This is a genomic window from Pseudomonas sp. Hz4 (assembly GCF_054898165.1).
Genome location: NZ_CM142719.1, coordinates 2430550 through 2456795, shown reverse-complemented (window position 1 = coordinate 2456795; position 26246 = coordinate 2430550). Strand labels below are relative to the sequence as shown.

Annotated in this window: 28 protein-coding genes; 16 read left to right on the top strand and 12 right to left on the bottom strand. The window is 59.1% G+C overall.

All coding sequences use genetic code 11. The features are described from left to right. Positions 1–3: 3 nt before the first annotated feature. A complete protein-coding gene (locus tag ACYZTR_RS11100; RefSeq protein WP_461978769.1) occupies positions 4–597 on the bottom strand; it encodes an NUDIX domain-containing protein in 594 nt (197 codons plus the stop codon). Between the two features lie 61 nt (positions 598–658). Then, a complete protein-coding gene (locus ACYZTR_RS11095; RefSeq protein ID WP_461978767.1) occupies positions 659–1096 on the bottom strand; it encodes a hemerythrin domain-containing protein in 438 nt (145 codons plus the stop codon). A 150-nt stretch (positions 1097–1246) separates the two neighbouring features. Between ACYZTR_RS11095 and ACYZTR_RS11090 the strand changes: the two genes are divergently transcribed. Next, a complete protein-coding gene (locus ACYZTR_RS11090) occupies positions 1247–1675 on the top strand; it encodes a GNAT family N-acetyltransferase (protein WP_461978765.1) in 429 nt (142 codons plus the stop codon). A gap of 5 nt (positions 1676–1680) precedes the next feature. Here the strand turns inward: ACYZTR_RS11090 and ACYZTR_RS11085 are convergent, their stop codons facing one another. After that, positions 1681–2031: a hypothetical protein gene (locus ACYZTR_RS11085; protein ID WP_461978763.1), complete on the bottom strand. Its 351-nt coding sequence runs from the start codon at positions 2029–2031 to the stop codon at positions 1681–1683. A gap of 161 nt (positions 2032–2192) precedes the next feature. On the opposite strand from ACYZTR_RS11085, the gene ACYZTR_RS11080 reads away from it, so the two are divergent. The 9 genes from ACYZTR_RS11080 to ACYZTR_RS11040 all read left to right on the top strand — a co-directional run bounded on the left by ACYZTR_RS11080 (position 2193) and on the right by ACYZTR_RS11040 (position 7219). Further along, a complete protein-coding gene (locus ACYZTR_RS11080; protein ID WP_008154823.1) occupies positions 2193–2441 on the top strand; it encodes a hypothetical protein in 249 nt (82 codons plus the stop codon). Between the two features lie 20 nt (positions 2442–2461). Next, positions 2462–2791, top strand: a complete 330-nt coding sequence (locus ACYZTR_RS11075; protein WP_461978761.1) for a DUF6388 family protein — start codon at positions 2462–2464, stop codon at positions 2789–2791. A 35-nt stretch (positions 2792–2826) separates the two neighbouring features. Beyond that, positions 2827–3531 (top strand): YoaK family protein, encoded by a 705-nt coding sequence (locus ACYZTR_RS11070; RefSeq protein WP_461978759.1) that lies wholly within the window; start codon positions 2827–2829, stop codon positions 3529–3531. Positions 3532–3748: 217 nt separating this feature from the next. After that, positions 3749–4141 carry a sulfurtransferase complex subunit TusD gene (tusD, locus tag ACYZTR_RS11065; protein WP_461979652.1) on the top strand — a complete coding sequence of 131 codons (393 nt, stop codon included), beginning with the start codon at positions 3749–3751 and terminating at the stop codon, positions 4139–4141. A gap of 1 nt (position 4142) precedes the next feature. Continuing rightward, positions 4143–4505, top strand: coding sequence for a sulfurtransferase complex subunit TusC (tusC, locus tag ACYZTR_RS11060; RefSeq protein ID WP_461978757.1), 363 nt, complete (start codon positions 4143–4145; stop codon positions 4503–4505). Next, positions 4505–4798: a sulfurtransferase complex subunit TusB gene (gene tusB, locus ACYZTR_RS11055; protein WP_461978755.1), complete on the top strand. Its 294-nt coding sequence runs from the start codon at positions 4505–4507 to the stop codon at positions 4796–4798. Before tusC ends, tusB begins: the two co-directional genes overlap by 1 nt. After that, positions 4795–5130, top strand: a complete 336-nt coding sequence (locus tag ACYZTR_RS11050; RefSeq protein WP_461978753.1) for a TusE/DsrC/DsvC family sulfur relay protein — start codon at positions 4795–4797, stop codon at positions 5128–5130. The genes tusB and ACYZTR_RS11050 overlap by 4 nt, the downstream gene beginning before the upstream one ends. Beyond that, positions 5127–6128, top strand: coding sequence for a glycosyl transferase family protein (locus tag ACYZTR_RS11045; RefSeq protein WP_461978751.1), 1002 nt, complete (start codon positions 5127–5129; stop codon positions 6126–6128). Before ACYZTR_RS11050 ends, ACYZTR_RS11045 begins: the two co-directional genes overlap by 4 nt. Positions 6129–6217: 89 nt before the next feature. After that, positions 6218–7219 (top strand): glutathione S-transferase family protein, encoded by a 1002-nt coding sequence (locus tag ACYZTR_RS11040; RefSeq protein WP_461978749.1) that lies wholly within the window; start codon positions 6218–6220, stop codon positions 7217–7219. Positions 7220–7365: 146 nt separating this feature from the next. On the opposite strand, the gene cysG is transcribed toward ACYZTR_RS11040, so the two are convergent. From cysG to ACYZTR_RS11010, 6 genes are all read right to left on the bottom strand, one after another. Continuing rightward, the gene (gene cysG / locus ACYZTR_RS11035) at positions 7366–8760 is read right to left on the bottom strand and encodes a siroheme synthase CysG (protein WP_461978747.1); all 1395 of its coding nucleotides are present in this window, start codon (positions 8758–8760) and stop codon (positions 7366–7368) included. Then, on the bottom strand, positions 8761–10041 hold the full coding sequence (gene serS, locus ACYZTR_RS11030; protein WP_461978745.1) for a serine--tRNA ligase: 1281 nt from the start codon (positions 10039–10041) through the stop codon (positions 8761–8763). A 15-nt stretch (positions 10042–10056) separates the two neighbouring features. Continuing rightward, entirely contained in the window at positions 10057–10431 is a 375-nt protein-coding gene (crcB, locus tag ACYZTR_RS11025) for a fluoride efflux transporter CrcB (RefSeq protein ID WP_461978743.1), read from the bottom strand. After that, positions 10431–11753, bottom strand: a complete 1323-nt coding sequence (locus ACYZTR_RS11020) for a replication-associated recombination protein A (RefSeq protein ID WP_282377712.1) — start codon at positions 11751–11753, stop codon at positions 10431–10433. The genes crcB and ACYZTR_RS11020 overlap by 1 nt, the downstream gene beginning before the upstream one ends. A 138-nt stretch (positions 11754–11891) precedes the next feature. Further along, a complete protein-coding gene (lolA, locus tag ACYZTR_RS11015) occupies positions 11892–12515 on the bottom strand; it encodes an outer membrane lipoprotein periplasmic chaperone LolA (RefSeq protein ID WP_449644690.1) in 624 nt (207 codons plus the stop codon). 77 nt (positions 12516–12592) lie between these two features. After that, complete coding sequence (locus ACYZTR_RS11010; RefSeq protein ID WP_461978740.1) at positions 12593–14995, bottom strand: DNA translocase FtsK; 2403 nt, start codon at positions 14993–14995, stop codon at positions 12593–12595. Positions 14996–15302: 307 nt separating this feature from the next. Between ACYZTR_RS11010 and trxB the strand changes: the two genes are divergently transcribed. From trxB to infA, 4 genes are all read left to right on the top strand, one after another. Then, positions 15303–16262: a thioredoxin-disulfide reductase gene (gene trxB, locus ACYZTR_RS11005; RefSeq protein ID WP_461978738.1), complete on the top strand. Its 960-nt coding sequence runs from the start codon at positions 15303–15305 to the stop codon at positions 16260–16262. Between the two features lie 64 nt (positions 16263–16326). After that, positions 16327–17007 carry a leucyl/phenylalanyl-tRNA--protein transferase gene (aat, locus tag ACYZTR_RS11000; protein WP_461978737.1) on the top strand — a complete coding sequence of 227 codons (681 nt, stop codon included), beginning with the start codon at positions 16327–16329 and terminating at the stop codon, positions 17005–17007. A gap of 56 nt (positions 17008–17063) precedes the next feature. Further along, complete coding sequence (locus ACYZTR_RS10995; RefSeq protein WP_461978735.1) at positions 17064–17771, top strand: arginyltransferase; 708 nt, start codon at positions 17064–17066, stop codon at positions 17769–17771. A 111-nt stretch (positions 17772–17882) separates the two neighbouring features. Further along, on the top strand, positions 17883–18101 hold the full coding sequence (gene infA, locus ACYZTR_RS10990) for a translation initiation factor IF-1 (RefSeq protein WP_002553999.1): 219 nt from the start codon (positions 17883–17885) through the stop codon (positions 18099–18101). A gap of 842 nt (positions 18102–18943) precedes the next feature. Here the strand turns inward: infA and clpA are convergent. Both clpA and clpS read right to left on the bottom strand, forming a co-directional pair. Further along, the gene (gene clpA, locus ACYZTR_RS10985) at positions 18944–21214 is read right to left on the bottom strand and encodes an ATP-dependent Clp protease ATP-binding subunit ClpA (RefSeq protein WP_461978733.1); all 2271 of its coding nucleotides are present in this window, start codon (positions 21212–21214) and stop codon (positions 18944–18946) included. 30 nt (positions 21215–21244) lie between these two features. Beyond that, a complete protein-coding gene (gene clpS / locus ACYZTR_RS10980) occupies positions 21245–21628 on the bottom strand; it encodes an ATP-dependent Clp protease adapter ClpS (RefSeq protein ID WP_034146919.1) in 384 nt (127 codons plus the stop codon). A 225-nt stretch (positions 21629–21853) separates the two neighbouring features. Here clpS and ACYZTR_RS10975 point away from each other — a divergent pair, with 225 nt between their 5' ends. After that, positions 21854–22135 carry a cold shock domain-containing protein gene (locus tag ACYZTR_RS10975; protein ID WP_461978731.1) on the top strand — a complete coding sequence of 94 codons (282 nt, stop codon included), beginning with the start codon at positions 21854–21856 and terminating at the stop codon, positions 22133–22135. 61 nt (positions 22136–22196) lie between these two features. On the opposite strand, the gene icd is transcribed toward ACYZTR_RS10975, so the two are convergent. After that, on the bottom strand, positions 22197–23453 hold the full coding sequence (icd, locus tag ACYZTR_RS10970) for an NADP-dependent isocitrate dehydrogenase (RefSeq protein ID WP_461978729.1): 1257 nt from the start codon (positions 23451–23453) through the stop codon (positions 22197–22199). Between the two features lie 497 nt (positions 23454–23950). Between icd and ACYZTR_RS10965 the strand changes: the two genes are divergently transcribed. After that, a complete protein-coding gene (locus ACYZTR_RS10965) occupies positions 23951–26176 on the top strand; it encodes an NADP-dependent isocitrate dehydrogenase (protein WP_461978727.1) in 2226 nt (741 codons plus the stop codon). Positions 26177–26246: the final 70 nt, after the last annotated feature.

Below are 26246 nucleotides of genomic sequence, written 5' to 3'. Positions count from 1 at the left end.
CGCTCAAGCGTCGGTGAAGATATTTTTCATCGCCGCATACTGCAACAGCATGATGGTCTTCGCATCGCAGATTTCCCCGCGATAAAACGCCTCAAGCGCGTCATCGAATTTCCACTCCAGCACTTCCAGTTCCTCGGTCTCCTCCTCCAGTCCGCCGCCATCGCTGACCTTAGACGCGGCATCGTACTCTGCGATGAAGAAGTGCAGCTTTTCAGTCACCGAGCCGGGGCTCATGTAGGCCTCGAACACCTTGTGCACATGGTGCACGCGATAACCGGTTTCTTCTTCTGCTTCATCGCGGATGCGCTCTTCAGGCGCCGCACCTTCGAGCAGCCCTGCTGCCACTTCGATCAGCAAGCCATCGTGGCCGTTGACGAACACCGGCAATCTGAATTGCCGGGTCAGCACGACGGTTTTCTTTTCGCGGTTGAACAGCAGAATCGCCGCGCCATTGCCACGGTCGTAGACCTCGCGGGTCTGGCGCTGCCATTCGCCGTTGTTGCGCAAGTAATCGAAGGTGATTTTCTTGAGCAGGTACCAGTCGTGGGACAACACCTGGGACTCGATGAGGTTGACTCGCTCGGCTGTGTTCGACATGACAACGCATCCCTTTTTTCGTCGGAAGGCGCACATGTTAGGCGAAAACGAAAGCCTGGCCCTAAGAAATCTGGGCCTTGTATTCCTTTACATATTGACCCGCCAGCGCCTCTTTCTGTTTGTCGTCGAGCAGCTTGCCGGCCATTTGGAAGAATTTCTGCTCCTCCTCTTTCAAGTGGTGATGGACCTTCTCGGCAAGCTTCTTCGCGGTCGCCAGCCAGGCAGGGCTGGACATCTCGGTCTCGTCCAGCGCTTCCATCATTTCGTCCATCTCGTGGTGTTCGGCAATCGCATGGCGGCTGAGGTCGACGCCGTTATCGAACTCCATCAGCGGAATGTAGAAATGCCGCTCTTCAGCCGTTTCGTGGGCCTGAAGTTCGGACTTGAGTTGCTGGTAAGCCTCGACCCGTTCCGGGGTATCGCCGCTGGTCTGGATCAGCGCATCGGCGTAGGTGCGTTGGCGGTCGTGGCTTTCGCGCAAGGCTTCAAAAATATTCACGGAGGGTCCTCATAGGCCGCGTTCTGGAATGACGCTGTTTAACCTAGACATCTGCGCGCGAACGACGGTTCCACCTGAGGACTGGAACATCGACCAGGGGCCGCGATAGGCTTGGAAATGTTTTCCACCGCTGAAATAAGGAAATAGCTGATGACCCTGCGAATCGAACGGTCGCAAAACCCCACGGATGAAGAGCGCCAGGCGATCCTGTTGCCGTTGCGCGCCTATAACGCCGCCAAGGCCGGCGTCTCGACGCAGGAGCCCATTGCCTTGCTGGTGCGTGACGAAAGTGGCGAGATTCTCGGTGGGCTTCACGGTCGAGTGTTTTACCAATGGTTGTACATCGACCTGCTGTCGGTACCGGAGCAGGCACGTGGACAGGGCATGGGCACCAAGCTGATGCAAATGGCCGAAGACCTGGCACGGGAGAAGGAATGCATCGGGGTCTGGCTCGACACCTTCGACTTTCAGGCGCCGGAGTTCTACAAGAAACTCGGCTACAGCGAATTAGGCCAGATCGCTGACTATCCGCCGGGTCACAAGCGCTTCTTTTTCCAGAAGCGCCTGATCAGTAGCTAAACGGTTTACAAGCAGGTCGCCAGTGCCGCGAGTCGGCGCTTGGCCACAAAGTCGTCATGCTGCGCGTAATAATTCAGTACGGTTGCCGAAGCGTCAGTCGTTACGTCCACAAAGGACTCTGCCGAGCGCGTGTAAACGGTGGAACCACCCTTCTTGCCAGGCTGCAAATACGCGCCCGCATCGACCCCGAACACCGCCTCGTCCTGCCAGGAAAACTGCACACATTGGGCGACGACTTTTTCCGGCTTGTCCGACGTCAGGGTTTTGTACGGGGTTCCAGTGCGGGCATCGTTCATCGCCGAGCCGGCGCATCCCGCCAGCAACGTTATGGCCAGCGCCACCATCAGAATTCGCATTACGTTCGCTCTTCAAGAAAAAGCGGACTGTATCACCGCGGCACGGCGTATCGTTCTGCTTTACTTCATTTATACCGCGACACCGAGTGACGATTCGCGCACCCTGTCGCGCCATTAACGCCGCATTGCCCATTTTTCCGGGCTCATTTTTTGGAAAGGCCATGACACCCAACGCTGAATATTACAAACCGACCGCTGAATATGCCGACAAGCTGATCAGCCAGATCGGTCAGACGCCGTCCTGGATTGCCAAGCGAATTGGCGTCACCGACAAGCGGATTCGTTACATCCTCGACGGCGAAAGAACCGTCAAAGGTGAAACCACGCCGATTCAAATGACGTACCCCGAGCAGTTTGCCCTTGAGTGCCTGGCAGCAGCGGCCAAGGCCAGCAAGAAGCAATCTTCGTAACCCGGCCTCAAGGAGCGACCATGGCGGCAACCGAACAGCAACACGAGCAAGCGCTGAAGAAGTTTCTCGATGAGCGCCCTGAACTGCGCGTCGAACTCGACAACCTCAACCCGCTGTTGGCTCAGGCCAAGGGCGAGACCGCGGCGCAGTACCGCGAGGAGCGCTTGCATGAAGCCTTTGAAGCCGAGGCCGAGCGCCTGGGGTTGTTTGCCTGGGAGCTGACGCTGCAACTGACCGCGGCGACGGCCGAGGACTATCAGGCACAACGCCTGGAAGTGCACAAGGAAGTGGCCGAGATGGCCGGCATGGACTGGCTGGAGTATTGCGAGTTATATGGATTGAGTAAGTGACCATCACGGTCGCTGCCTGAGGACGACCTTCGCGAATGTTGCCATCCCTCTCAACTGACCGCGCCAGCCCACGCCACCTGCATACCCGGAAATGGCGGGGACGCATCGGCCTGTCGCTGGTGGCCAGCCTCTCCGTGCTCGCTGGCATGACCGACGCCATCGGCTTCATGGCCAGCGGCGATTTCGTCTCGTTCATGAGCGGCAACACCACCCGCCTCGCCGTGGCGATCAGCGATGGCGATTTGGGCCTGACCTTGCGCCTGATGATACTCGTCGGCACCTTCGTCGTCGGCAACGCCTTGGGTATTGTCGTCAGCCGCCTCGGCGGCCGCCGGGCGCTGCCCTTGCTGTTGTGCATCGCCATGCTGCTGTGTGGGGCAGCGGCTTGGCCTTATGAGGAACAATTGCCGGCGTTGCTGGCGGCGATCATCGCCATGGGCATGCTCAATGCCGCCGTCGAAGAAGTGAACGGCCTGCCGGTCGGCCTGACCTACGTCACCGGCGCCCTGTCGCGCTTCGGCCGTGGACTGGGACGCTGGATGCTCGGCGAACGTCGCAACGGTTGGCGCGTGCAACTGATCCCCTGGACCGGGATGTTTGCTGGCGCGGTCATCGGCGCCGTGCTGGAACACCATCTGGGGCTCAGTGCCTTGTTTGTCAGCGGTCTGCTGGCCGGCGCCATCGGGCTGCTGTCGCTGAAAATTCCGCGGCGTTGGCAGTTGGGGTATATGCCGCGCTGATCTTGACATGATCGTTCCCACGCTCTGCGTGGGAATGCTGCCCGGGACGCTCTGCGTCCCAAGCGGACGCAGAGCGTCCAATGAGGCATTCCCACGCGGAGCGTGGGAACGATCAGTGAATTCAGTGGGTGCAGCGATGGGGTCTCGAGGAAAACGCCCTTCGCCGACCCGGCGATAAAGCATTATCATGGCCGCAGTTTTGCTGATCGAGTCCGTCATGAAGTTCGCCATCGCGCTGTTTTCCGCCGCCCATGCGCCCTCCTCGCGCCGCGCCTTGCTGTTCGCTCAGGCCGCGCTGGCCGGCGGGCATGAGATTGTCCGGCTGTTTTTCTATCAGGACGGCGTCTACAACGCCTGCGCAAGCGTAGTCACGCCGCAGGATGAGCTGGATTTGCCCAAGCAATGGCGCAACTTCGTCACCGAGCATCAACTGGACGGTGTCGTGTGCATCGCCGCGGCCCTGCGCCGTGGCGTGTTGAACGAAGAAGAAGCCGGACGCTATCAGCGTGAAGCCGTTGCGGTAGGCGCGCCGTGGGAATTGTCCGGCCTCGGCCAGTTGCACGACGCGGTGCAGGACGCTGACCGCCTGATCTGTTTCGGAGGCGCGTGAGATGCCTAAATCCTTGCTGATTATCAGCCGTCAAGCGCCATGGTCCGGACCGAGTGCGCGGGAAGCGCTGGACATCGTGTTGGCCGGCGGAGCGTTCGACCTGCCGATCGGCCTGCTGTTTCTCGATGACGGGGTGTTTCAGCTCGCCGCGAAACAGGACGCCAAGGCCCTCCAGCAGAAGGACCTGAGCGCCAACCTGCAAGCCTTGCCGATGTTCGGTGTCGAAGACCTTTTCGTCTGTGGCGACAGTGCTGCAGAACGGGGTCTGGACCCGGCCGGTTTAGCGCTGGAAGAAGCCCAGGTGCTGGCCGTCCACGAAATCACCGCACTTATTGACCGTTACGACCAGGTGATCACCCTCTGATGTCGACTTTGCATGTGTTGTCTCATTCCCCGTTCGGCGACGATCGCCTGACCAGTTGTTTGCGCGTGATCGGCGCTGGTGATGCGCTGCTGCTGTGCGGCGACGCAGCCTATGCCTTGCAACCGGGCACCGCGCCATTCAGCGCGCTGAGCGCCCGCAGTCTGAAACTGTTCGTGCTAGCCGAAGACGCCCAGGCCCGTGCCCTGCAATTGCCTGACTGGGTCAAGGCCATCGATTACCCGGCCTTCGTCGAGCTGTCGATTCACTACGACAAGGTCAACAGTTGGCTATGAACTCCCTGACAGTCGGCGCGCGCGCCATCGAGTTGGACAAGGACGGTTTTCTGGTCGAACTGAGCGACTGGTCCTCTGAGGTTGCCAGCGCCCTGGCCGCCGCCGAAGACATCGAGTTAAGCCCAGAGCATTGGGAAATCCTCGAACTGCTGCGCAATTTTTACGACGAATTCCAGTTGTCGCCGGCCACCCGTCCGCTGATCAAGTACACCGCATTGAAGCTGGGCCCGGACAAGGGCAACAGCCTGCACCTGAACCGACTGTTCAAAGGCACCCCTGCCAAACTCGCCGCGAAACTGGCGGGCCTGCCAAAACCGACGAATTGCTTATGACCAATTACCCAGCGCTGACCCTCGAAACACCCGCCGAACACCCGTTCGCCCAGTTCGTGCGCATCCTCGGCAAAGGCAAACGCGGCGCTCGCGACTTGACCCGCGAGGAAGCCCGCGAAGCGATGGGCATGGTGCTCGACCACAAGGTCGAAGACACCCAGCTCGGCGCCTTCCTGATGCTGTTGCGGCACAAGGAAGAAAGCGCAGAAGAGATGGCGGGCTTTACCGAAGCGTTGCGCGAACGTCTGAATCCGCCAGCGCTGGCCGTCGATCTGGACTGGCCGACGTATGCCGGCAAGAAACGCCATCTGCCATGGTATCTGCTGGCGGCCAAGTGCCTGGCGCAAAAGGGTCTGCGCATCTTCATGCACGGCGGCGGCGCACACACGGCGGGTCGGCTGTATAGCGAACAGTTGCTGGATGAGTTGAAGATTCCGTTGTGCCGCGACTGGCAGCAGGTGGGTGTGGCGCTGGATAACGGCGGACTGGCCTTCATGCCGCTGATGGATTGGGCGCCGCAACTTCAGCGCATGATCGACCTGCGCAACACCCTGGGCCTGCGTTCGCCGATCCACTCCCTGGCGCGGATTCTCAATCCGTTGGGTGCTCGCTGTGGCCTGCAAAGCATTTTCCACCCCGGTTACCAGGCTGTGCATCGCGATGCCAGCGGCTTGCTCGGCGACACCGCGATCGTGGTGAAAGGCGACGGCGGCGAAATCGAGATCAACCCGGACGCCGACAGTCACCTGTACGGCACCACCGGCGGCGAAAGCTGGGATGAGGAATGGCCGCAACTGTCGAGCCAGCGCCACGTCAAACCGGCCGCGCTCGATCCCGAGCACCTGAAAGCCGTGTGGCGTGGTGACGTGGTCGACAGCTACCCGCAAATGGCGCTGATCTCGACCATGGCCCTGGCCTTGCGTGGCCTCGGCCAATCTCGCGATCAAGCCTTCGAAACCGCCCAGCAGTATTGGAACGCTCGGGACAAATCGATTTAGCCGATCATAAGCACCCAACCTTTACGCTTTTTTATCGAACCTATGCGAATAGACTCCTCCCCAACGCTTATTGTTGAGGAGTCTTGAACATGGGTTTGTTAGTTGAAGGTCGCTGGCATGACCAGTGGTATGAAAGCAGCAAGGACGGCGCGTTCCAGCGTGAACAGGCGCAGCGTCGCAACTGGCTGACCGCCGACGGCAAACCCGGCCCGACCGGTGTCGGTGGTTTTGCGGCCGAGGCCGGGCGCTATCATCTCTATGTGTCCCTCGCCTGTCCGTGGGCTCACCGCACGCTGATCCTGCGCAAACTCAAAGGTCTCGAAAGCTTTATCAATGTGTCAGTGGTCAGTTGGCTGATGCTGGAAAACGGCTGGACCTTCGACCAGAACCTCGGATCGACCGGCGACCAACTCGATCACTTCGACTTCATGCACCAGCGCTACACCGCCGATTCTGCCGACTACACCGGCCGCGTCACGGTGCCAGTGCTCTGGGACAAACAGCAGCATCGCATCGTCAACAATGAGTCGGCGGAGATTATCCGCATGTTCAATGGCGCCTTCGATGATTTGACGGGTAATGACCTGGATTTCTACCCGGCGCCGCTGCGGGGCGAGATTGACGCGCTGAACGAACGGATTTATCCGGCGGTGAACAACGGCGTGTACCGCGCCGGGTTTGCCACGTCGCAGAAAGCCTATGAAGAGGCGTTCGATGATGTGTTTGCCGAGCTGGATCGGCTGGAGCTGCTGTTAGGCGAGAATCGTTACCTAGTCGGTGAATACCTGACAGAAGCGGACATTCGGCTGTTCACCACACTGATTCGCTTCGACGCGGTGTACTACGGGCACTTCAAGTGCAACCTGCGGCGAATTGCCGACTATCCGAACCTGTCGAACTGGCTACGGGAAATTTATCAGTGGCCGGGGATTGCCGAGACGGTGGATTTCGAGCACATAAAGCATCACTACTACGGCAGCCACAAGACCATCAACCCAACAGGGGTTGTGCCGAAAGGGCCGGCGCAGGATTTCACCGCGCCGCATGATCGGGAGCGGCTGAGCGGGAAAGGCGTTTGGTGTAAAGCCTGACAGACGATCGTTCCCACGCTCTGCGTGGGAATGCCGCCATGGACGCTCTGCGTCCGCTTCTGACACTGTGACGCAGAGCGTCACGGGATGCATTCCCACGCGGACGTTTCGACACCTCGACGTGGGAACGATCAGTAACGGGGTGTTCAGACCTGCGCCTGAGCACCCTCGAACCACGCCAGTTTCTCGCGCAACTGCACCACTTCCCCAACAATCACCAGCGTCGGCGCATGCACTTCATGCTCCGCCACCAGCCGTGGAAGGTCCGCCAAGGTGCCGGTAAATACCCGTTGATTGACCGTGGTGCCTTGCTGAATCAACGCCGCCGGCGTTTCCGCTGCGCGACCATGCTTGATCAATTGTTCGCAGATGATCGGCAAGCCCACCAACCCCATGTAAAACACCAGGGTTTGCGCCGGCGCAACCAGGTCGGCCCACGGCAAATCGGTGGAACCGTCCTTCAGGTGCCCGGTGACAAAACGCACCGACTGCGCGTAATCGCGATGAGTCAGCGGAATCCCGGCATACGCCGCACAACCGCTGGCGGCCGTAATACCCGGCACCACCTGGAACGGGATGCCATGGGCTGCCAGCTCTTCGATCTCTTCACCGCCACGTCCGAAAATGAACGGATCACCGCCCTTCAACCGCACGACCCGTTTGCCTTGCTTGGCCAAATCCACCAATTGCTGGTTGATCTGATCCTGGGGCACGGCGTGATCGGCGCGACGCTTGCCGACATAAACCCGTTCGGCATCGCGACGGCACAAATCCAGAATCGCGGGCGCCACCAAGCGGTCATATAGCACCACATCAGCTTGCTGCATCAGGCGCAAGGCACGGAAGGTCAGCAGGTCGGGATCACCCGGTCCGGCGCCCACCAAATAGACTTCGCCCGTTGCACTCGGTGCTTCACCCGCAATTTTCGCCAGCATCAAACGTTCGGCTTCGGCGCCCTGCCCGGCCAGTTGCCGGTCGGCAATCGGACCCTGGAACACGTCTTCCCAGAACGCCCGACGCTGCTGCACATCCGGGCACAGGCGTTTGACCTGACTGCGGAAACGCGCCGCCAGACCGGCCAGTTGACCGTAAGTGGAAGGAATCCAGGTTTCCAGTTTGGCGCGGATCAACCGCGCCAGCACCGGCGCGTCGCCGCCACTCGATACCGCAATGATCAAAGGGGATCGGTCGACGATCGCTGGGAAGATCACGCTGCACAAGGCCGGCGCATCCACCACGTTGACCGGCACGCAACGCCGATGGGCATCGGCGGAGACTTGCGCGTTCAGCGGTTCGTCGTCGGTGGCGGCAATGATCAGCCCGCAACCGTCCAGGTCCGCTTCGACGTAGCCACGCACCCAACACTCGCCACCGCTGCCGATAACCAGTTCACGCAGTTGCGGCTCGATTTCAGGTGCAACCACCCGCAGCAGTGCACCGGCTTCGGCCAGCAGGCGGGATTTGCGCAAGGCAATCTCCCCCCCGCCGACGACCAACACACGATTGCCGCGAAGGTTATGAAACAGCGGCAGATAGTCCATTTAGCCGATGACCTCAAGGCCACCCATGTACGGTTTCAGCACGTCCGGCACACGGATCGAGCCGTCGGCTTGCTGGTAGTTTTCCAGCACCGCCACCAGCGTACGACCGACCGCCAGGCCGGAACCGTTCAGGGTGTGAACCAGTTCAGGCTTGCCGGTTTCCGGGTTGCGGAAGCGCGCTTGCATACGACGGGCCTGGAAGTCGCCGCAGTTGGAGCACGACGAAATCTCGCGGTATTTGTCCTGGCTCGGGATCCACACTTCCAGGTCGTAGGTCTTGACCGCGCTGAAGCCCATGTCGCCGGTGCACAGTGCAATAGTGCGATACGGCAGCTCGAGCAATTGCAGGACTTTCTCGGCGTTGGCAGTCAGGCCTTCGAGCGCTTCCATCGAAGTCGATGGCTCAACGATCTGGACCATTTCAACCTTGTCGAATTGGTGTTGACGGATCATGCCGCGAGTATCGCGACCCGACGCACCGGCTTCACTGCGGAAGCACGGCGTGTGCGCAACGAACTTGATTGGCAGCAGTTTCGAATCGACGATTTCGCCCGCGACGATGTTGGTCAGCGACACTTCAGCGGTCGGAATCAGGTACAGATCGGCTTCGCCTTCGCGAGTGATCTTGAACAGGTCTTCTTCGAACTTCGGCAGCTGACCCGTGCCTTGCAGCGCCGGCGCTTGAACCAGATAAGGCGTGTAGGCCTCTTCGTAACCGTGTTCGCTGGTGTGCAGGTTGATCATGAACTGCGCCAGGGCACGATGCATACGAGCAATCGGGCCGCGCAACAGGGCGAAACGGGCGCCGGACAACTTGGCGGCGGTTTCGAAGTCCAGCCAGCCGAACTTCTCGCCCAGGGCCACGTGGTCCTGAACCGGGAAATCGAACGCCGTCGGGGTGCCCCAGCGGCGCACTTCGACGTTGCCGTCTTCGTCATCACCGATCGGCACGGATTCGTGCGGCAGGTTCGGGATGCCGAGCAGGATCGAATCCAGATCGGTCTGGATCGCGTCCAGCTCGACTTTGCCGGCGCTCAATTCGTTCGCCATGCGCTCGACATCAGCCATCAGCGGTGCGATGTCTTCGCCGCGCTGCTTGGCCTGGCCGATGGATTTGGAGCGCGCATTACGTTCAGCCTGCAGTGCTTCGGTGCGGGTCTGGACGGTCTTGCGCTGTTCTTCCAGCGCTTCGATGCGCGCAACATCCAGCGTGTAGCCACGGGATGCCAAGCGGTCCGCTACGTCCTGAAGGTTGCTACGTAACAGTTTGGAATCGAGCATGTCGGTCTCTCGTTATCAAAGTTTGGTCAAGGACAGGCCAGCCCAGGTAGCAAGCAGCCCGCCGAATACGCTGATGGCCGCATAGGCCAAGGCCAGCGGCATTTGCCCGGTTTCCAGCAGGCGCACCGTATCCAGTGAAAAGGATGAAAAAGTCGTCAGCCCCCCGAGGAAGCCAACCATCAACCCGGCGCGCACCTCAATCGGCACCTCCGGGCGTAGCAAAAACACACCGTATAGAACGCCGATCAGCAAACAGCCCACGATATTAACGGTCAGCGTAGCGGTATAGAAGTGCCGCGGCCAATTAGCGTTGATCCAGTTACCGGTGGCAAAGCGCAAAAGCGTTCCGGCGATACCGCCCACAGAAACGGCAACGATCAAAGGAATCACTATTTTCTCCGCTGCCGTGGGCTCAGACGGTCAAGTTGCGCGAGGTGATTGAGCTTCTCGCCGATCTTCAGCTCCAGTCCGCGGGGCACCGGTTGATAGAACGGTTGTGGCTCAAGTTCTTCTGGAAAGTAATCTTCGCCGGCCGCGTAGGCGTCCGGCTCATCGTGCGCGTAACGGTATTCGTCGCCATAACCCAGTTGCTTCATCAATTTGGTCGGCGCGTTGCGCAGGTGCAGCGGCACTTCCAGCGAACCGTGTTCGGTGGCGCTGCGCATGGCGGCTTTGAAACCCATGTACACCGCGTTGCTTTTCGGCGCGCAGGCCAGATAGGTGATGGCCTGAGCCACCGCCAATTCACCTTCGGGGCTACCGAGACGCTCCTGCACTTCCCACGCCGCCAGGCACAGGCTCAGGGCGCGGGGGTCGGCGTTGCCGATGTCTTCGCTGGCCATGCGCACCACGCGCCGGGCCAGGTACAGCGGATCGCAACCGCCGTCGATCATTCGGGCGAACCAGTACAGCGCGCCGTCGGGATTGGAGCCGCGCACCGACTTATGCAGCGCGGAGATCTGGTCGTAGAACGCTTCGCCGCCCTTGTCGAAACGCCGACGGGTATCACCGAGCAGACTTTGCAGCAGGTCGACGCCGATCTCGCTGTTGTCTTCAGCCAGGTCCGAGGCGTTTTCCAGCAAGTTCAGCAGACGCCGGCCATCGCCATCGGCAGCCGACAGCAGCATCTGGAAGCCTTCATCGCTGAGGGTCAGTTGCCGCGCTCCCAAACCACGCTCTTCGGTGAGGGCTCGATGCACCAGCTTACGCAGTGCCGCTTCGTCGAGGCTTTTGAGCACGTAGACGCGGGCCCGTGAGAGCAACGCGTTGTTGAGTTCAAACGAGGGGTTTTCAGTGGTCGCGCCGATGAAAATCAGCGTGCCGTCTTCAACGTACGGCAGGAACGCATCCTGCTGGGACTTGTTGAAGCGATGCACTTCATCGACAAACAGGATGGTCCGCTTGCCGTACTGCCCGGCCTGCTGCTTGGCGATTTCCACCGCCTGCCGGATTTCCTTTACACCGGCCAACACCGCCGAAACCGTTTCGAAGTGCGCGTCCGAGACTTCCGCCAGCAGCCGCGCCAGGGTGGTCTTGCCCACACCCGGCGGGCCCCAGAAAATCATCGAGTGCAGGGCACCCTGCTCCAGAGCCTCGCGCAAAGGCTTGCCGCGAGCGAGCAGGTGTTCCTGACCGACGTACTCGTCCAGATTGGCTGCCCGCAAACGGGCGGCCAAGGGCTGAGCAATCGGGGCACTGCGAAACAGGTCCATCACTACTTATGAAACCTCACTGTGAACACCGCTGGAAATGTGGGAGCGGCTTGCTCGCGAAAGCGGTGTGCCAGATGACATATGCGGCGACTGAAACACCGCATTCGCGAGCAAGCCCGCTCCCACAGTTTCCGGGTTTTACTCTTGAATGACGTCCGCGCCTTTAGGGATGTCGAACTTGAACTTGGACGCCGGAATCGGCTCGTTGGCCTTCACGCCAGTGAACAGAATATTGGTGCGCTGACCGACGCTGTCGATCAGTTGCATGTCATTGACCAGGCCGTTGCGGAACGACAAGCGCAGGCTGTCGAACAGGGTGTCCTTGGTTTTCGGCTTCAGCGTGAAGTCGATCACGCCACCGGCTTCCTTGGCGCTGATGTCGAAGCTCTGGCTGATCTTGGACACGTCACCGGACAGCAGCAGCGCCGGGGTCTGAGTCAGGCGCTGGTCGAGGTTCTTGATGGTGACCTGCTCCAGGTCCGGGTCCCACAGGGAAACCTTCTTGCCGTCGGAGACCATCAGCTGCTCTTGCGGTGCGTCGGTGTGCCAGTAGAACAGGCCAGGACGCTGCAGGGACATTTGACCCGCCGTTTCCTGCAACCGGGTGCCACTGCCGTCGAGGGTCAGCTGCGAGAAGCGCGCGGTCAGGGTCTGGGATTTTTCCAGCAATTGGGTCAGACGCGCCACGTCCTTGTCATCGGCGTGGGCCGAAAGCGTAGTCAAAGCCAGTACCGGCAGCAACAGCATGCGGATAAGACGCATGGGAGTCCTCATAACATTCGTGGGGAGTGCGGCGGCACATCAGTGCGCCACCGCTTTTTCAGTTCAGATCAGTCAAATCAGTCGCGCACCGGGGCAGGGGCCAGGACTTCACGCGAACCGTTGGTGTTCATGGACGTCACGACCCCGGCCATTTCCATGGCTTCGATCATGCGCGCGGCGCGGTTGTAGCCGATTTTCAGCTTGCGCTGAACCGCAGAGATGGACGCACGGCGGCTTTCCAGTACGAACTGCACCGCTTCGTCGTAGAGCGCATCGGATTCACTGTCGTCATCGCCGCCGCTGCCGCCTTCAAAGCCGCTACCGGGCTCTTCGACACCCGCAAGGATCTCGTCGTTGTATTCCGGCGCGCCACGCAGCTTCCAGGCTTCGACCACCCGGTGGACCTCGTCATCGGAGACAAAAGCACCGTGGACACGGATCGGCAGACTGGTGCCCGGCGGCATGTAGAGCATGTCACCGTGGCCCAACAGTTGTTCGGCGCCGCCCTGGTCAATGATGGTTCGCGAATCGATCTTGCTCGATACCTGAAACGCCATACGGGTCGGAATGTTGGCCTTGATCAGACCGGTAATCACATCAACCGACGGACGCTGGGTCGCAAGGATCAAGTGGATACCGGCAGCACGGGCCTTTTGGGCGATACGGGCGATCAGTTCTTCAACCTTCTTGCCGACGATCATCATCATGTCGGCGAATTCGTCCACCACCACGACAATGGTCGGCAGCTTGGTCAGCAACGGCGCTTCGTCGTGAATGCTTTCGCGCTTGTACAGCGGATCGGTCAACGGCGTGCCGGCGTCCTGGGCTTCCTTGACCTTGGCATTGAAGCCCGACAGGTTACGCACGCCCATCTTCGCCATCAATTTGTAGCGACGCTCCATCTCCGCCACGCTCCAGCGCAGGGCGTTGGCCGCGTCCTTCATGTCGGTCACGACCGGGCACAGCAGGTGCGGAATACCTTCGTAGATCGACAGCTCAAGCATTTTCGGGTCGATCATGATCAGCTTGGCGTCTTCCGGGCCGGACTTGAACAGGATCGACAGGATCATCGCATTCACACCTACCGACTTACCGGAACCCGTCGTACCGGCTACCAGCAAATGGGGCATTTTTGCCAGATCGGTGATGACTGGCTTGCCGCCGATGTCGTGGCCCAGGGCCAGGGTGACCGGTGACTTGAAGTTATCGTACTCAGGCGTCGACAGCACTTCGGAGAAGCGCACGATCTGGCGATCTTCGTTAGGAATTTCGATACCCACGGTGGTCTTGCCCGGAATCACTTCCACCACACGAACGCTGGTCACGGCCAGGGAACGTGCCAGGTCTTTCGCCAGATTGGAGATGCGACTGACCTTGACGCCTGCCGCTGGCTGGATTTCGTAACGGGTAATGACCGGGCCTGGGTGAATCGAATCCACCGAGACTTCGACGCCGAATTCCTTGAGCTTGATTTCCAGCAAGTGGCCGACCGCGGCCAGGGATTCAGGCGAATAATTGAGTTGTTTCTTTTCTGCAGGGTCGAGAATCGAGATCGGCGGCAAGGTGCCTTCGACGGCGCTGTCGACGAACAGCGGCGCCTGCTTCTCTTTTTCCACGCGCTGGCTGGGAGCCGCCGGCTTGGGCGGAGCTGGCGCAATGACCGGCGGCACCTGCTTCTCGCGGTCGGACATGTGCTTGCTCAGCGCTTGCTCACGCTCGATCAAGCGTTCCTTGACCTTGGCCTGCTCGCGCTTGTCGGTGACGGTCGGCGCCACCACGTCATGGACGCGGTCGTCGACTTCACGCAATTGAGCGACCAGTTGCTTGCGTTCGGTGCGGGCGGCCCACCAGCGATTGGCCGCACCCTGGAACAATTCAAACAGGTCGAGGGTGATCTTGCCGGTGAGGTCCATCACCTTGAACCACGACAGGTCGGTGAACACCGTCAGGCCAAACAGGAACAACGCGATGAGCAACAGCGTACTGCCCTGAATATTCAGAGCGTTCCTGGCCAGATCGCCAAGGCTTTCGCCTAAAGCGCCGCCAGCACCGGCCGGCAGACCGGTCGCGGCGTGGAAATGGATATGGGCCAGGGCGGCGCCCGACAGCACCAGAAACACCAGGCCGATCAGGCGCCAGGAGAACAGCCAGCCGCTCCACTCCCACTGCTCGTGGCGTTGACGGAAGATTTGAAAAGCCTTGATCGCCAGCAACAGCGGGAAGATGTAGGCGAAGTAACCCAACACCATGAACAGGATATCGGCGCTGTAGGAGCCGACCGGTCCGCCGAAGTTCTGCACATCGTCGATTTTGCTGTTATGGCTCCAGCCCGGATCGTCCTTGCCATAGGTCAACAAGGCCATCATCAGGAACAGGCACAAGCCGCCAATGGCGATCAATGCACCTTCCTTGAGCCGGTAGTGCAATTGCTGGCGCCAGAGCGGAACGACTGTTTTTGGTGCTGCGGTGGATTTCTTCAAAACGCTTCTTTTCCTGCGCCCATGGCGCGTCCATCTGTTGAATGACTATAAAAAACTGCCCAATCCAGGCAGGTAAAAAAGTTAACAGGCGTAACTGAGACTACTTTTAACACTACGCTCCGGCTTTTATAAACACGGCGCGCACCGCTTATTTTATTTCAAGCACTGTAACAGGCAGGCATTGTACGGGTTTGTTCGTCCGATGCCATGCTTGAAACCCAAGGTGCAGCATAGCCAACAGCACATGACTCGCGGTTCAATTTGAGCATGCATTCTCTTTTGTGACAAAGGCTTATGAGGTGTTTTTATGAGCGAAGCGAAGCATTCCCGCCTGATCATTCTGGGTTCCGGCCCTGCCGGTTACAGCGCAGCCGTTTATGCCGCCCGCGCCAACCTCAAACCCGTTGTCATTACCGGCATGCAGGCAGGGGGCCAGCTCACCACCACCGTCGAAGTGGACAATTGGCCCGGTGATGTCGAAGGCCTCACCGGCCCGGTGCTGATGGAACGCATGCAAAAACACGCCGAGCGCTTTCATACAGAGATCGTTTACGACCACATCCACACCGCCAAGTTGCAACAGCGCCCATTCGAACTCATCGGCGACAGCGGCACTTACACCTGTGACGCGCTGATTATCGCCACCGGCGCCTCGGCGCAATACCTGGGGCTGGCATCGGAAGAGGCATTTGCCGGCAAAGGGGTTTCGGCCTGCGCGACGTGCGATGGCTTTTTCTACCGCAATCAGGTGGTCGCGGTCGTTGGCGGCGGCAATACGGCGGTTGAAGAAGCGTTGTACCTGTCGAACATCGCCAAGGAAGTTCACCTGATTCACCGGCGCGACAAGTTGCGCTCGGAGAAGATCCTCCAGGACAAGCTCTTTGAAAAAGCCGCCAACGGCAATATCCACCTGCACTGGAACCAGAATCTGGATGAAGTACTGGGCGATGCCAGCGGCGTGACTGGCGCCCGCCTGCGGGACAGCCATACAGGCGAAACCAGCGAGTTGGCGCTGGCCGGCGTGTTCATCGCTATCGGCCACAAGCCCAACACCGACCTGTTCGAAGGCCAGCTGAAAATGCGTGACGGCTATCTGCTGGTCAAGGGCGGCAGCGAAGGCGATGCTACCAGCACCGAAATCAAAGGCGTGTTTGCCGCCGGCGACGTCGCCGACCACGTTTATCGCCAGGCCGTGACCTCTGCAGGGGCCGGCTGCATGGCCGCGCTGGACGCCGAGAAGTATCTCGACGACATTCCAGTCGTTTGACGGCACACTTCAGGGTGGGCCCACCCGCCCGCCACTGCCCTCCCCTTCTGTAAGCCCGGATGCCATGCTGACTTGGTTACAACGCAACACCCTGACCTTCCCGCCCCTGGAAAAAGCCATGCGAGATCCCAACGGGCTGTTGGCCGCGGGCGGCGATCTGTCCGCCGATCGTCTGATTCAGGCCTATCGCCACGGCTGTTTTCCCTGGTTCTCGGAGGGCCAGCCGATTCTCTGGTGGTCGCCGGATCCGCGCACCGTACTGCTTCCCGACGAACTGCATGTCTCGCGCAGTCTGAACAAACTGCTGCGCCAGCAACGCTATCAAGTGACCTTTGATCAGGATTTTGCCGCGGTCATCCGCGCTTGCGCCGCGCCACGGGATTACGCCGACGGGACCTGGATCACAGAGGCGATGCAGAACGCCTACCTCGAACTGCACAAGCGCGGGTACGCCCATTCGGTGGAAGTCTGGGACCGGGATGAACTGGTCGGCGGGCTCTATGGCCTGGCGATGGGTCAGCTGTTTTTCGGCGAATCCATGTTCAGCCGCGCCGACAACGCCTCGAAATATGGCTTTGCCACACTGGTCAGACATCTGAAAGACTCAGGTTTTGTGCTGATCGACTGCCAGATGCCTACCGATCATCTGCACAGCCTCGGCGCCCGAGCGATTCCACGCAGCGAGTTTGCCGACTACCTTGCGCAGCATCTGGATCAACCCAGCCGCGCAACCTGGGTTTGCTGAGCGACTTTGGCGCGCGTGGCTTACACTTAATTCAAAAGCTATCCCGAGGGTTGATCATGACCGAGTTGGCGCGCTTGAAGTTCTATGCCACTCAGCCCCACTCTTGCAGTTATCTGCCCGAGGAACAGGCCACGACCCTGTTTCTCGACCCTAGTCAGCCCATGGATGTGCATGTCTACGCAGACCTGTCTGAAATGGGTTTCCGTCGCAGCGGCGATCATCTCTACCGCCCCCATTGCCAGAACTGCAATGCCTGCGTGCCGGCGCGCATACCTGTGGCGCAATTTGAGCCCAACCGTCAGCAGAAACGCATCTTCAAGCGTAATGCCGACTTGCAGATACGTCCCGCCAAGCCAGGGTTCAGCGAGGAGTATTTCGACCTTTATCAGCGCTATATCGAACAGCGTCACGCCGATGGCGATATGTACCCGCCGAGTCGCGATCAGTTTGCGACGTTCCTGGTACGTGACCTGCCGTTTTCCCGCTTCTACGAGTTTCGCCTCGAAGGGCGACTGGTGGCAGTGGCCGTCACCGACTTACTGCCGAACGGCCTGTCGGCGGTCTATACCTTCTACGAGCCCGCTGAAGAACGCCGTAGCCTGGGGCGTTATGCGATTCTCTGGCAAATTACCGAGGCTCAGCGTCTGGGGCTGGAAGCTGTCTATCTGGGCTATTGGATCAAAAACTGCAAAAAGATGAGTTACAAGACGCAATATCGTCCTATCGAACTGCTGATTAATCAGCGCTGGGTCATCCTGAACTAGAGCAAGCTGTAAACCCCTTGGCTTAAACCCCATTTTTCGGGCACAATGCACGCCGCTTTTGCCTGGCGCAGTTGCACCGGGCCATTCATTGGACACCGAGGGCTTTACTGCATGTCGAAAGAAGACAGCTTCGAAATGGAAGGCACTGTCGTCGACACCCTGCCCAACACCATGTTTCGTGTGGAGTTGGAAAATGGGCACGTCGTAACCGCGCATATTTCCGGCAAGATGCGCAAGAACTACATCCGTATTCTTACCGGTGACAAGGTGCGCGTCGAGCTGACGCCCTATGACTTGAGCAAAGGGCGCATCACTTACCGCGCTCGCTAATCAAGTCAATACAAAACGCCCGGTTTATGCCGGGCGTTTTTGTGTCTGCGGTTTTATTTTGGTTCTGGGTGTATATCCGTTGCTGCGGCTATGGCTTCTGGCGGTTTCGCTCTTACAGCGAGTCCCTTTTTCAAACGCCAAAAAGGAACCAAAAGGCTTCGCCCCGGCGTACGGCGCCTCGCTAAAGCTCCGCGTTCCCTCGCTACGGTATCCATCAGGGGGCATCGCCTCCGGCCTGCTTCGCGACGACCTCCTCTCGATGTGTGCGGCTTCGCCGCACGGCGCTACGCGCCTACCCCCCTGATGAACACCTACGCTCGGCCTGCCGAAGGGGCGAAAGATCAAAAGCACGATCAACATCAAAAGCCAAAGCCAAAGCCAAAGCCAGATCAAAAGATCGCAGCCTACGGCAGCTGCTACATGGCCATTGCTGTACACCCGCCCCTCACCACTCAACAGGCCGAGCGTTAGCTCGCCTGCAGCTTTTGATTTTGATCCACCCGCCCCTTCGGCAGGCCGAGCGGAGGTGTTCATCTGGGGGGCAGGCGCGCAGCGCCGTTCGACGAAGTCGAACACATCGAGAGGAGGTTGAAGCGAAGCCAACCGGAGGCGATGCCCCCAGATGGATACCGTAGCGAGGGAACGCCGAGCCTAAGCGAGGGGCCGGACGCTCGGGGCGAGCCTTTTTTTGCTTACTTTTTTTTGGCGTTTGAAAAAAAAGTGAGTTGCCGTAAGGGCGAAACCGCCAGCAGCCGTTACCGCAGCAACGGATATACACCCAAACCGTAAACAGCAAAAAGGCGCCCGAAGGCGCCTTTCGCGTTACAACAGATCAGCAACCGTCAGGCCATCTCTGCCGTGGTCTCGAAGTCAAAGGTCAGCTCGCCGTCCTTGAGATCGATGTGAACCACCCCACCATGATCGGCCAATTCGCCAAAGAGAATCTCTTCGGCCAGCGGACGCTTGATCTTCTCCTGGATCAAACGCGCCATTGGTCGAGCGCCCATTGCCGTGTCGTAGCCACCCGCCGCCAACCAGCTGCGCGCCGCGTCCGTCACTTCCAACTGCACGCGCTTGTCTTCCAGCTGCGCCTGAAGCTCGGTAAGAAACTTGTCCACCACGCTTTTGATAACCTCATGACTGAGGCGACCAAACTGAATAATGGTGTCCAGACGGTTACGAAACTCCGGCGTGAAGCTCTTCTTGATCACTTCCATCGCATCGGACGAGTGGTCCTGATGGGTGAAACCGATCGAAGCGCGCGCTGCCGTTTCGGCACCGGCGTTGGTCGTCATGATGACGATCACGTTTCGGAAATCCGCTTTGCGCCCGTTGTTATCGGTGAGCGTACCGTGATCCATGACCTGCAGCAGCAGGTTAAAGACTTCCGGATGCGCCTTTTCGATTTCATCGAGCAACAGCACGCAGTGAGGCTGCTTGGTGATCGCTTCAGTCAGCAGACCGCCCTGATCGAACCCGACATAGCCCGGAGGCGCACCGATCAGACGCGATACGGTGTGGCGCTCCATGTACTCGGACATGTCGAAGCGGACCAGTTCGATGCCCAACGCCTTGGCCAACTGACGCGCCGCTTCGGTTTTACCGACACCGGTAGGCCCTGCGAACAGGAACGAACCGACGGGCTTGTCAGGCGACTTGAGGCCGGCACGGGACAGCTTGATCGCGGTCGACAGCGAGTCGATCGCGGCATCCTGACCAAATACCGTCAGCTTCAGGTCTCGCTCAAGGTTACGCAGCAGCTCTCTGTCGGAGCTGTTGACGTGCTTAGGCGGAATCCGCGCGATTTTCGCAACGATGTCCTCGACCTGAGGCACTTCGATGCGTTTCACGCGCTTTTCAATCGGCTGCAGACGCTGGTAGGCGCCCGCCTCGTCAATGACGTCGATGGCCTTGTCCGGCATGTGCCGGTCATTGATGTAGCGCGAGGCCAGCTCAGCCGCTGCACGCAGGGCTTCATCGCTGTATTCAATGCCATGGTGCGTTTCAAAACGCCCTTTCAGGCCGCGCAGGATACTGATGGTGTCTTCTACCGAAGGCTCCGACACATCGACCTTCTGGAAGCGCCGAGCCAAGGCACGGTCCTTCTCGAAGATCCCTCGGAACTCCTGGAACGTGGTCGAACCGATGCAGCGGATATCACCCGACGACAACAGCGGCTTGAGCAGGTTCGAGGCGTCCATGACGCCACCCGACGCGGCACCCGCACCGATAATGGTGTGGATTTCGTCGATGAACAGGATCGCCTGCGGACGTTTTTTCAGCTCATTGAGCAGCGCCTTGAAGCGTTTCTCGAAATCCCCACGGTATTTGGTTCCGGCCAGCAAAGCGCCCAGATCGAGGGAATACACCACGCTGTTGGCCAGCAAGTCCGGCACCTGGTTGTCGACAATGCGTTTGGCCAAGCCTTCGGCAATCGCGGTTTTACCCACCCCTGCCTCGCCCACCAACAGCGGATTGTTTTTGCGACGACGCGCCAGGATCTGTGCGACGCGCTCGACTTCCAGCTCACGGCCTACCAATGGATCGATACGACCCTGGCGCGCGAGTTCATTGAGGTTGCTGGCATAAGCATCCAGAGGATTGCCTGAAGATGAAGACTCACCGCCCTCGTCGTCCTGCATATCTTGCTCACCTTCAGAGTGATCGCCATGCCCCGGCACTTTGGAAATGCCGTGTGCGATGTAGTTGACGACATCGATGCGCGCAACGCTCTGCTGTTTCAGCAGGAACACTGCCTGACTCTCTTGCTCACTGAAGATCGCGACCAGTACGTTGGCGCCAGTCACTTCGCGTTTGCCCGAGCTCTGTACGTGAAAGACAGCACGCTGCAGAACACGCTGGAAGCCCAGGGTTGGCTGGGTTTCACGATCCTCGTCATGAAGGGGGATCAATGGCGTGGTGGAGTCGATGAACTCCTGCAGATCATGCTTGAGTTTGTCGAGGTTTGCGCCGCAGGCACGCAATACGGTGGCGGCAGCCTCATTGTCCAATAGCGCCAGCAGGAGGTGTTCGACGGTCATAAACTCATGACGCTTCGATCGGGCCTCCTTGAAGGCAAGATTGAGGGTGACTTCGAGCTCGCGGTTTAACATAGCTTCACCTCATACCCAAGTGGTCGGCGATTAACCGTCCTTCTCGATTTCACAGAGCAGCGGATGCTGGCTTTCCCTGGCGTACTGGTTGACCTGCATGGCCTTAGTCTCGGCGATGTCGCGGGTAAACACTCCACATACTGCCCGTCCTTCTGTGTGGACGGCCAGCATGACCTTGGTCGCCAGCTCTCGATTCAGGTTAAAAAACACCTCGAGCACTTCGACGACGAAATCCATCGGTGTGTAGTCATCATTGAACAAAACCACCTTGTACATCGGCGGCGCCTGTAAAGCAGGCTTGGCCTCCTGAACAGCAATGCCTGCGGAATCGTCGTCGTGTTCCTCCGGATGATCTTTTTGGAGAGTCGGGCGATCCTGATTGAATGTTAGTCGAATCTGGCTGATTGCATGCATGGAAAGAAAGGTTCGTCAGTTGTGCAAATACAGTGGTGGGGGCGACCATCGTCGATTTCAACTCCGACTGCCTGGTCACCTTGACTATCGGCAAAACGGTGTTACAACCAATAGAGCCCACAGTGGGTAAAAAAGGTCCGCGGAGTCAATCTTATTTCTAAGAACTGACTGCGGATGTACTGGATGATACTCCAGTGATGGAGTCTGTTGCAGAGGGATATGGGTATGTCAGTCGGTAAGGTGAAATGGTTCAACAATGCCAAGGGATTCGGTTTCATTAACACCGACGCCAGAGAAGGTCGCGACGAGGATGGCAAAGAGATCGACTTCTTTGCTCACTATTCGGCCATTGAAATGGAGGGCTACAAAACCCTCAAGGCCGGCCAAGCCGTAAGCTTCGAGATCGTTCAGGGCCCCAAAGGCCTGCACGCGGTGAAGATCACGTCTGCGCCTGTCGCGAACGAAGCAGCCACTCCTGACACTCACCACGAAAAGGTGTCGAGCTGACGCAACCGATCATCCAGTCATGAAAAAACCGCCCGAAGGCGGTTTTTTTGTGCCGACTCGCTTACATATGCGAAATCATCGCATCACCAAACGCCGAAGAAGACATCAGCTTCGCGCCTTCCATCAAACGGTGGAAGTCATAGGTCACGGTCTTGGCGGAAATCGCGCCGTTGGTGCCCTTGATGATCAGGTCAGCCGCTTCGGTCCAGCCCATGTGACGCAGCATCATCTCGGCGGACAGGATCAGGGAGCCCGGGTTGACCTGGTCCTTGCCGGCGTATTTCGGCGCAGTACCGTGGGTCGCTTCGAACATCGCAATGGTGTCGGACAGGTTGGCACCCGGTGCGATACCGATACCACCCACTTCCGCCGCCAGGGCGTCAGAGAGGTAGTCGCCGTTCAGGTTCAAGGTCGCGATCACATCGTATTCAGCCGGGCGCAGCAGGATCTGCTGGAGCATGGCGTCGGCGATGGCATCTTTGACGATAACGTTCTTGCCGGTTTTCGGGTTTTTGAACTGCATCCACGGACCGCCATCGAGCAGGGTCGCGCCGAACTCTTCAGCCGCCACTTCGTAGGCCCATTCCTTGAAGGCACCTTCGGTGAACTTCATGATGTTGCCTTTGTGCACGATGGTCAGCGAGTCGCGGTCGTTGTCGACCACATACTGCAACGCCTTGCGCGCCAGACGCTTGGTACCTTGCAGCGAAACCGGCTTGATGCCGATACCGCAGTTTTCGTCGAAACGGATCTTGGTGACGCCCATTTCATCTTTAAGGAACTTGATGACCTTGGTCGCTTCCGCCGAACCGGCTTTCCACTCGATACCGGCATAAATGTCTTCCGAGTTTTCGCGGAAGATCGTCATGTCGACGTCGCCTGGTTTCTTGACCGGGCTAGGCACGCCTTCGAACCAGCGCACAGGGCGCAGGCAGACATAAAGGTCGAGTTGCTGACGCAGGGCTACGTTCAGGGAGCGAATACCGCCGCCGACCGGCGTGGTCAGCGGGCCCTTGATCGAAACAACGTAATCCTTGACCGCGTCCAGGGTTTCCTGAGGTAGCCAGGTATCCTGATCGTAAACCTGAGTCGCTTTCTCCCCGGCATAGACTTCCATCCAGGAAATTTTGCGCTCGCCGCCGTAAGCCTTCTTAACAGCAGCATCGACAACCTTGATCATGACCGGGCTGATATCAACGCCAATACCGTCACCTTCGATGAAGGGGATGATCGGGTTGTTAGGAACATTGAGAGAATGGTCCGCGTTGACGGTGATTTTGTCGCCGACTGCTGGAACCTGAATCTTCTTGTATCCCATGCTGAACTCCATTGTTTGGATTGAACATCTGGCTTCGTTCGAGCGTACCCCAGTTAAATCGGCACGCAAACCCTATGTTCCATTCATCTGCCGCAAAGCTGCACAGTTCGCGGCCTACAAGCCTGAAAGCAAAGGGAAAAGCGCCAAACTCAAGCACGGTGCAAGACTCTACGCCCCGCTCGCCCCTGCGACCTTTAGACCAATGGACGATATTCGTTGCTTATGAACCATCGGCAGATTGCCAGCTACCTATGTATAATGCCGGCCGCTGACCACAGAGTCACGACGGCCGACCTCTCTACTACGAGGACTCCAAGCCCGAAAAAGCAGGACTGTTACCGCAGTCCACCCGCTTGACGCTCGACTGATGCACCCAACATCACCGCGCACAAATCTCGACATTCGGCTCATGGATGACTTTGAACGAACGCGCTTACCCGGCGCCCCTCGAGTTTTTCTGCGCACGCTTTAGCAAAGAAGAGAGAGTTAATCCGAATATGCCCACCCGCTCGAAGATCATCTATACCTTCACCGACGAAGCTCCCGCCCTCGCCACCTATTCACTGTTGCCTATCGTAGAGGCCTTCACCGCCTCCGCTGATATCGCCGTGGAAACCCGCGATATCTCTCTTGCAGGGCGCATCCTGGCCAGCTTCCCCGAGCAATTGGGTGACAAAGCCGTAGCCGACCACCTCGCCGAACTGGGCGACCTGGCCGTTACGCCTGAAGCCAACATCATCAAGTTGCCGAACATCAGCGCCTCGGTTCCGCAACTGCAAGCCGCGATCAAGGAACTGCAAGCCCAGGGCTTCGCACTGCCTGACTACCCGGAAACCGTGACCAGCGACGCCGACAAGCTTGCCAAATCGCGTTACGACAAGATCAAGGGCAGCGCCGTGAACCCGGTTCTGCGCGAAGGCAACTCCGATCGTCGTGCACCGCTGTCGGTCAAGAACTACGCGCGCAAGCACCCGCACAAAATGGGCGCCTGGGCTGCGGACTCCAAGTCCCACGTAGCGCACATGAGCACCGGCGATTTCTACGGCAGCGAAAAAGCTGCCCTGATCGACGCCGCTGACGCCGTCAAAATCGAACTGATCGCTCAAGACGGCACTACCACCGTCCTGAAAGAAAAAACCACCGTGCAAGCCGGTGAGATCCTCGATTGCGCAGTCATGAGCAAAAACGCTCTGCGCCGCTTCATCGCTGCCGAGATCGAAGACGCCAAGCAAAAAGGCGTGCTGCTGTCGGTTCACCTCAAAGCCACCATGATGAAGGTCTCCGACCCGATCATGTTCGGCCAGATCGTTGCCGAGTTCTATAAAGATGCACTGGCCAAGCACGCTGACGTGCTGGCACAGATCGGCTTCAACCTGAACAACGGCATCGGTGACCTGTACGCTCGCATCAAAGCCCTGCCAGCTGAGCAGCAAGCTGCGATTGAAGCGGACATCCAGGCGGTCTACGCCGCTCGTCCGTCGTTGGCCATGGTCAACTCCGACAAAGGCATCACCAACCTGCACGTGCCGAGCGACGTTATCGTCGACGCCTCGATGCCAGCAATGATCCGTGACTCCGGCAAAATGTGGGGCACTGACGGTCAACTGCACGACACCAAGGCGGTGATCCCGGATCGCTGCTACGCCACCATCTACCAGGCGGTGATCGAAGACTGCAAGCTGCACGGCGCCTTCGACCCCACCACCATGGGCAGCGTGCCAAACGTTGGCCTGATGGCGAAAAAAGCTGAAGAATACGGCTCCCACGACAAGACTTTCCAGGTCAAGGTAAATGGCGTAGTTCGGATTTCCGACGGCGCTGGCCGTACGCTGCTGGAGCAGTCGGTTGAAGCCGGCGACATCTTCCGCATGTGCCAGACCAAAGACGCGCCGATCCAGGACTGGGTCAAACTGGCGGTCAACCGCGCTCGCGCCAGCAGCACGCCAGCGATTTTCTGGCTGGACCCAATGCGCGCCCACGACGGTGTAGTGATCGAGAAAGTTCAGGCTTACCTGAAGGATCACGACACCGCAGGCCTGGACATCCGCATCATGTCGCCCGTCGACGCGATGGCCTTCACCCTGGGCCGTACCCGCGAAGGCAAGAACACCATCTCGGTGACCGGTAACGTACTGCGCGACTACCTGACAGACCTGTTCCCGATCATGGAACTGGGCACCAGCGCCAAGATGCTGTCGATCGTTCCACTGATGAACGGCGGCGGTCTGTTCGAAACCGGCGCTGGCGGTTCTGCACCGAAGCACGTTCAGCAGCTGCTGGAAGAGAACTTCCTGCGCTGGGATTCCCTGGGGGAGTTCCTGGCCCTGGCCGCGTCCCTTGAGCACCTGGGTGTGACGTACAACAACCCTAAAGCGCTGGTTCTGGCCAAGACCCTGGATCAGGCCACCGGCCAGTTCCTGGACAACAACAAGTCGCCATCGCGCAAAGTCGGCAACATCGACAACCGCGGCAGCCACTTCTACCTGGCGCTGTACTGGGCTCAAGCCCTGGCTGCCCAGGCCGAAGACGTTGCACTGCAAGCGCAGTTCGGCCAACTGGCCAAGACCCTGGCCGAGAACGAAGCGACCATCGTCGCCGAGCTCAACGCCGTTCAGGGCAAGCCAGTGGACATCGGCGGTTACTACCACGCCAATGCCGATCTGATCAGCAAGGCCATGCGCCCAAGCAACACTTTCAACGCCGCGATCGCTGCGCTGGTTTAAGGTTGTAAGGATGCAAAGAAGCCCCGGCCCTGTGCCGGGGTTTCTGTTTTCGCCCCTCAACAGGAGGTTT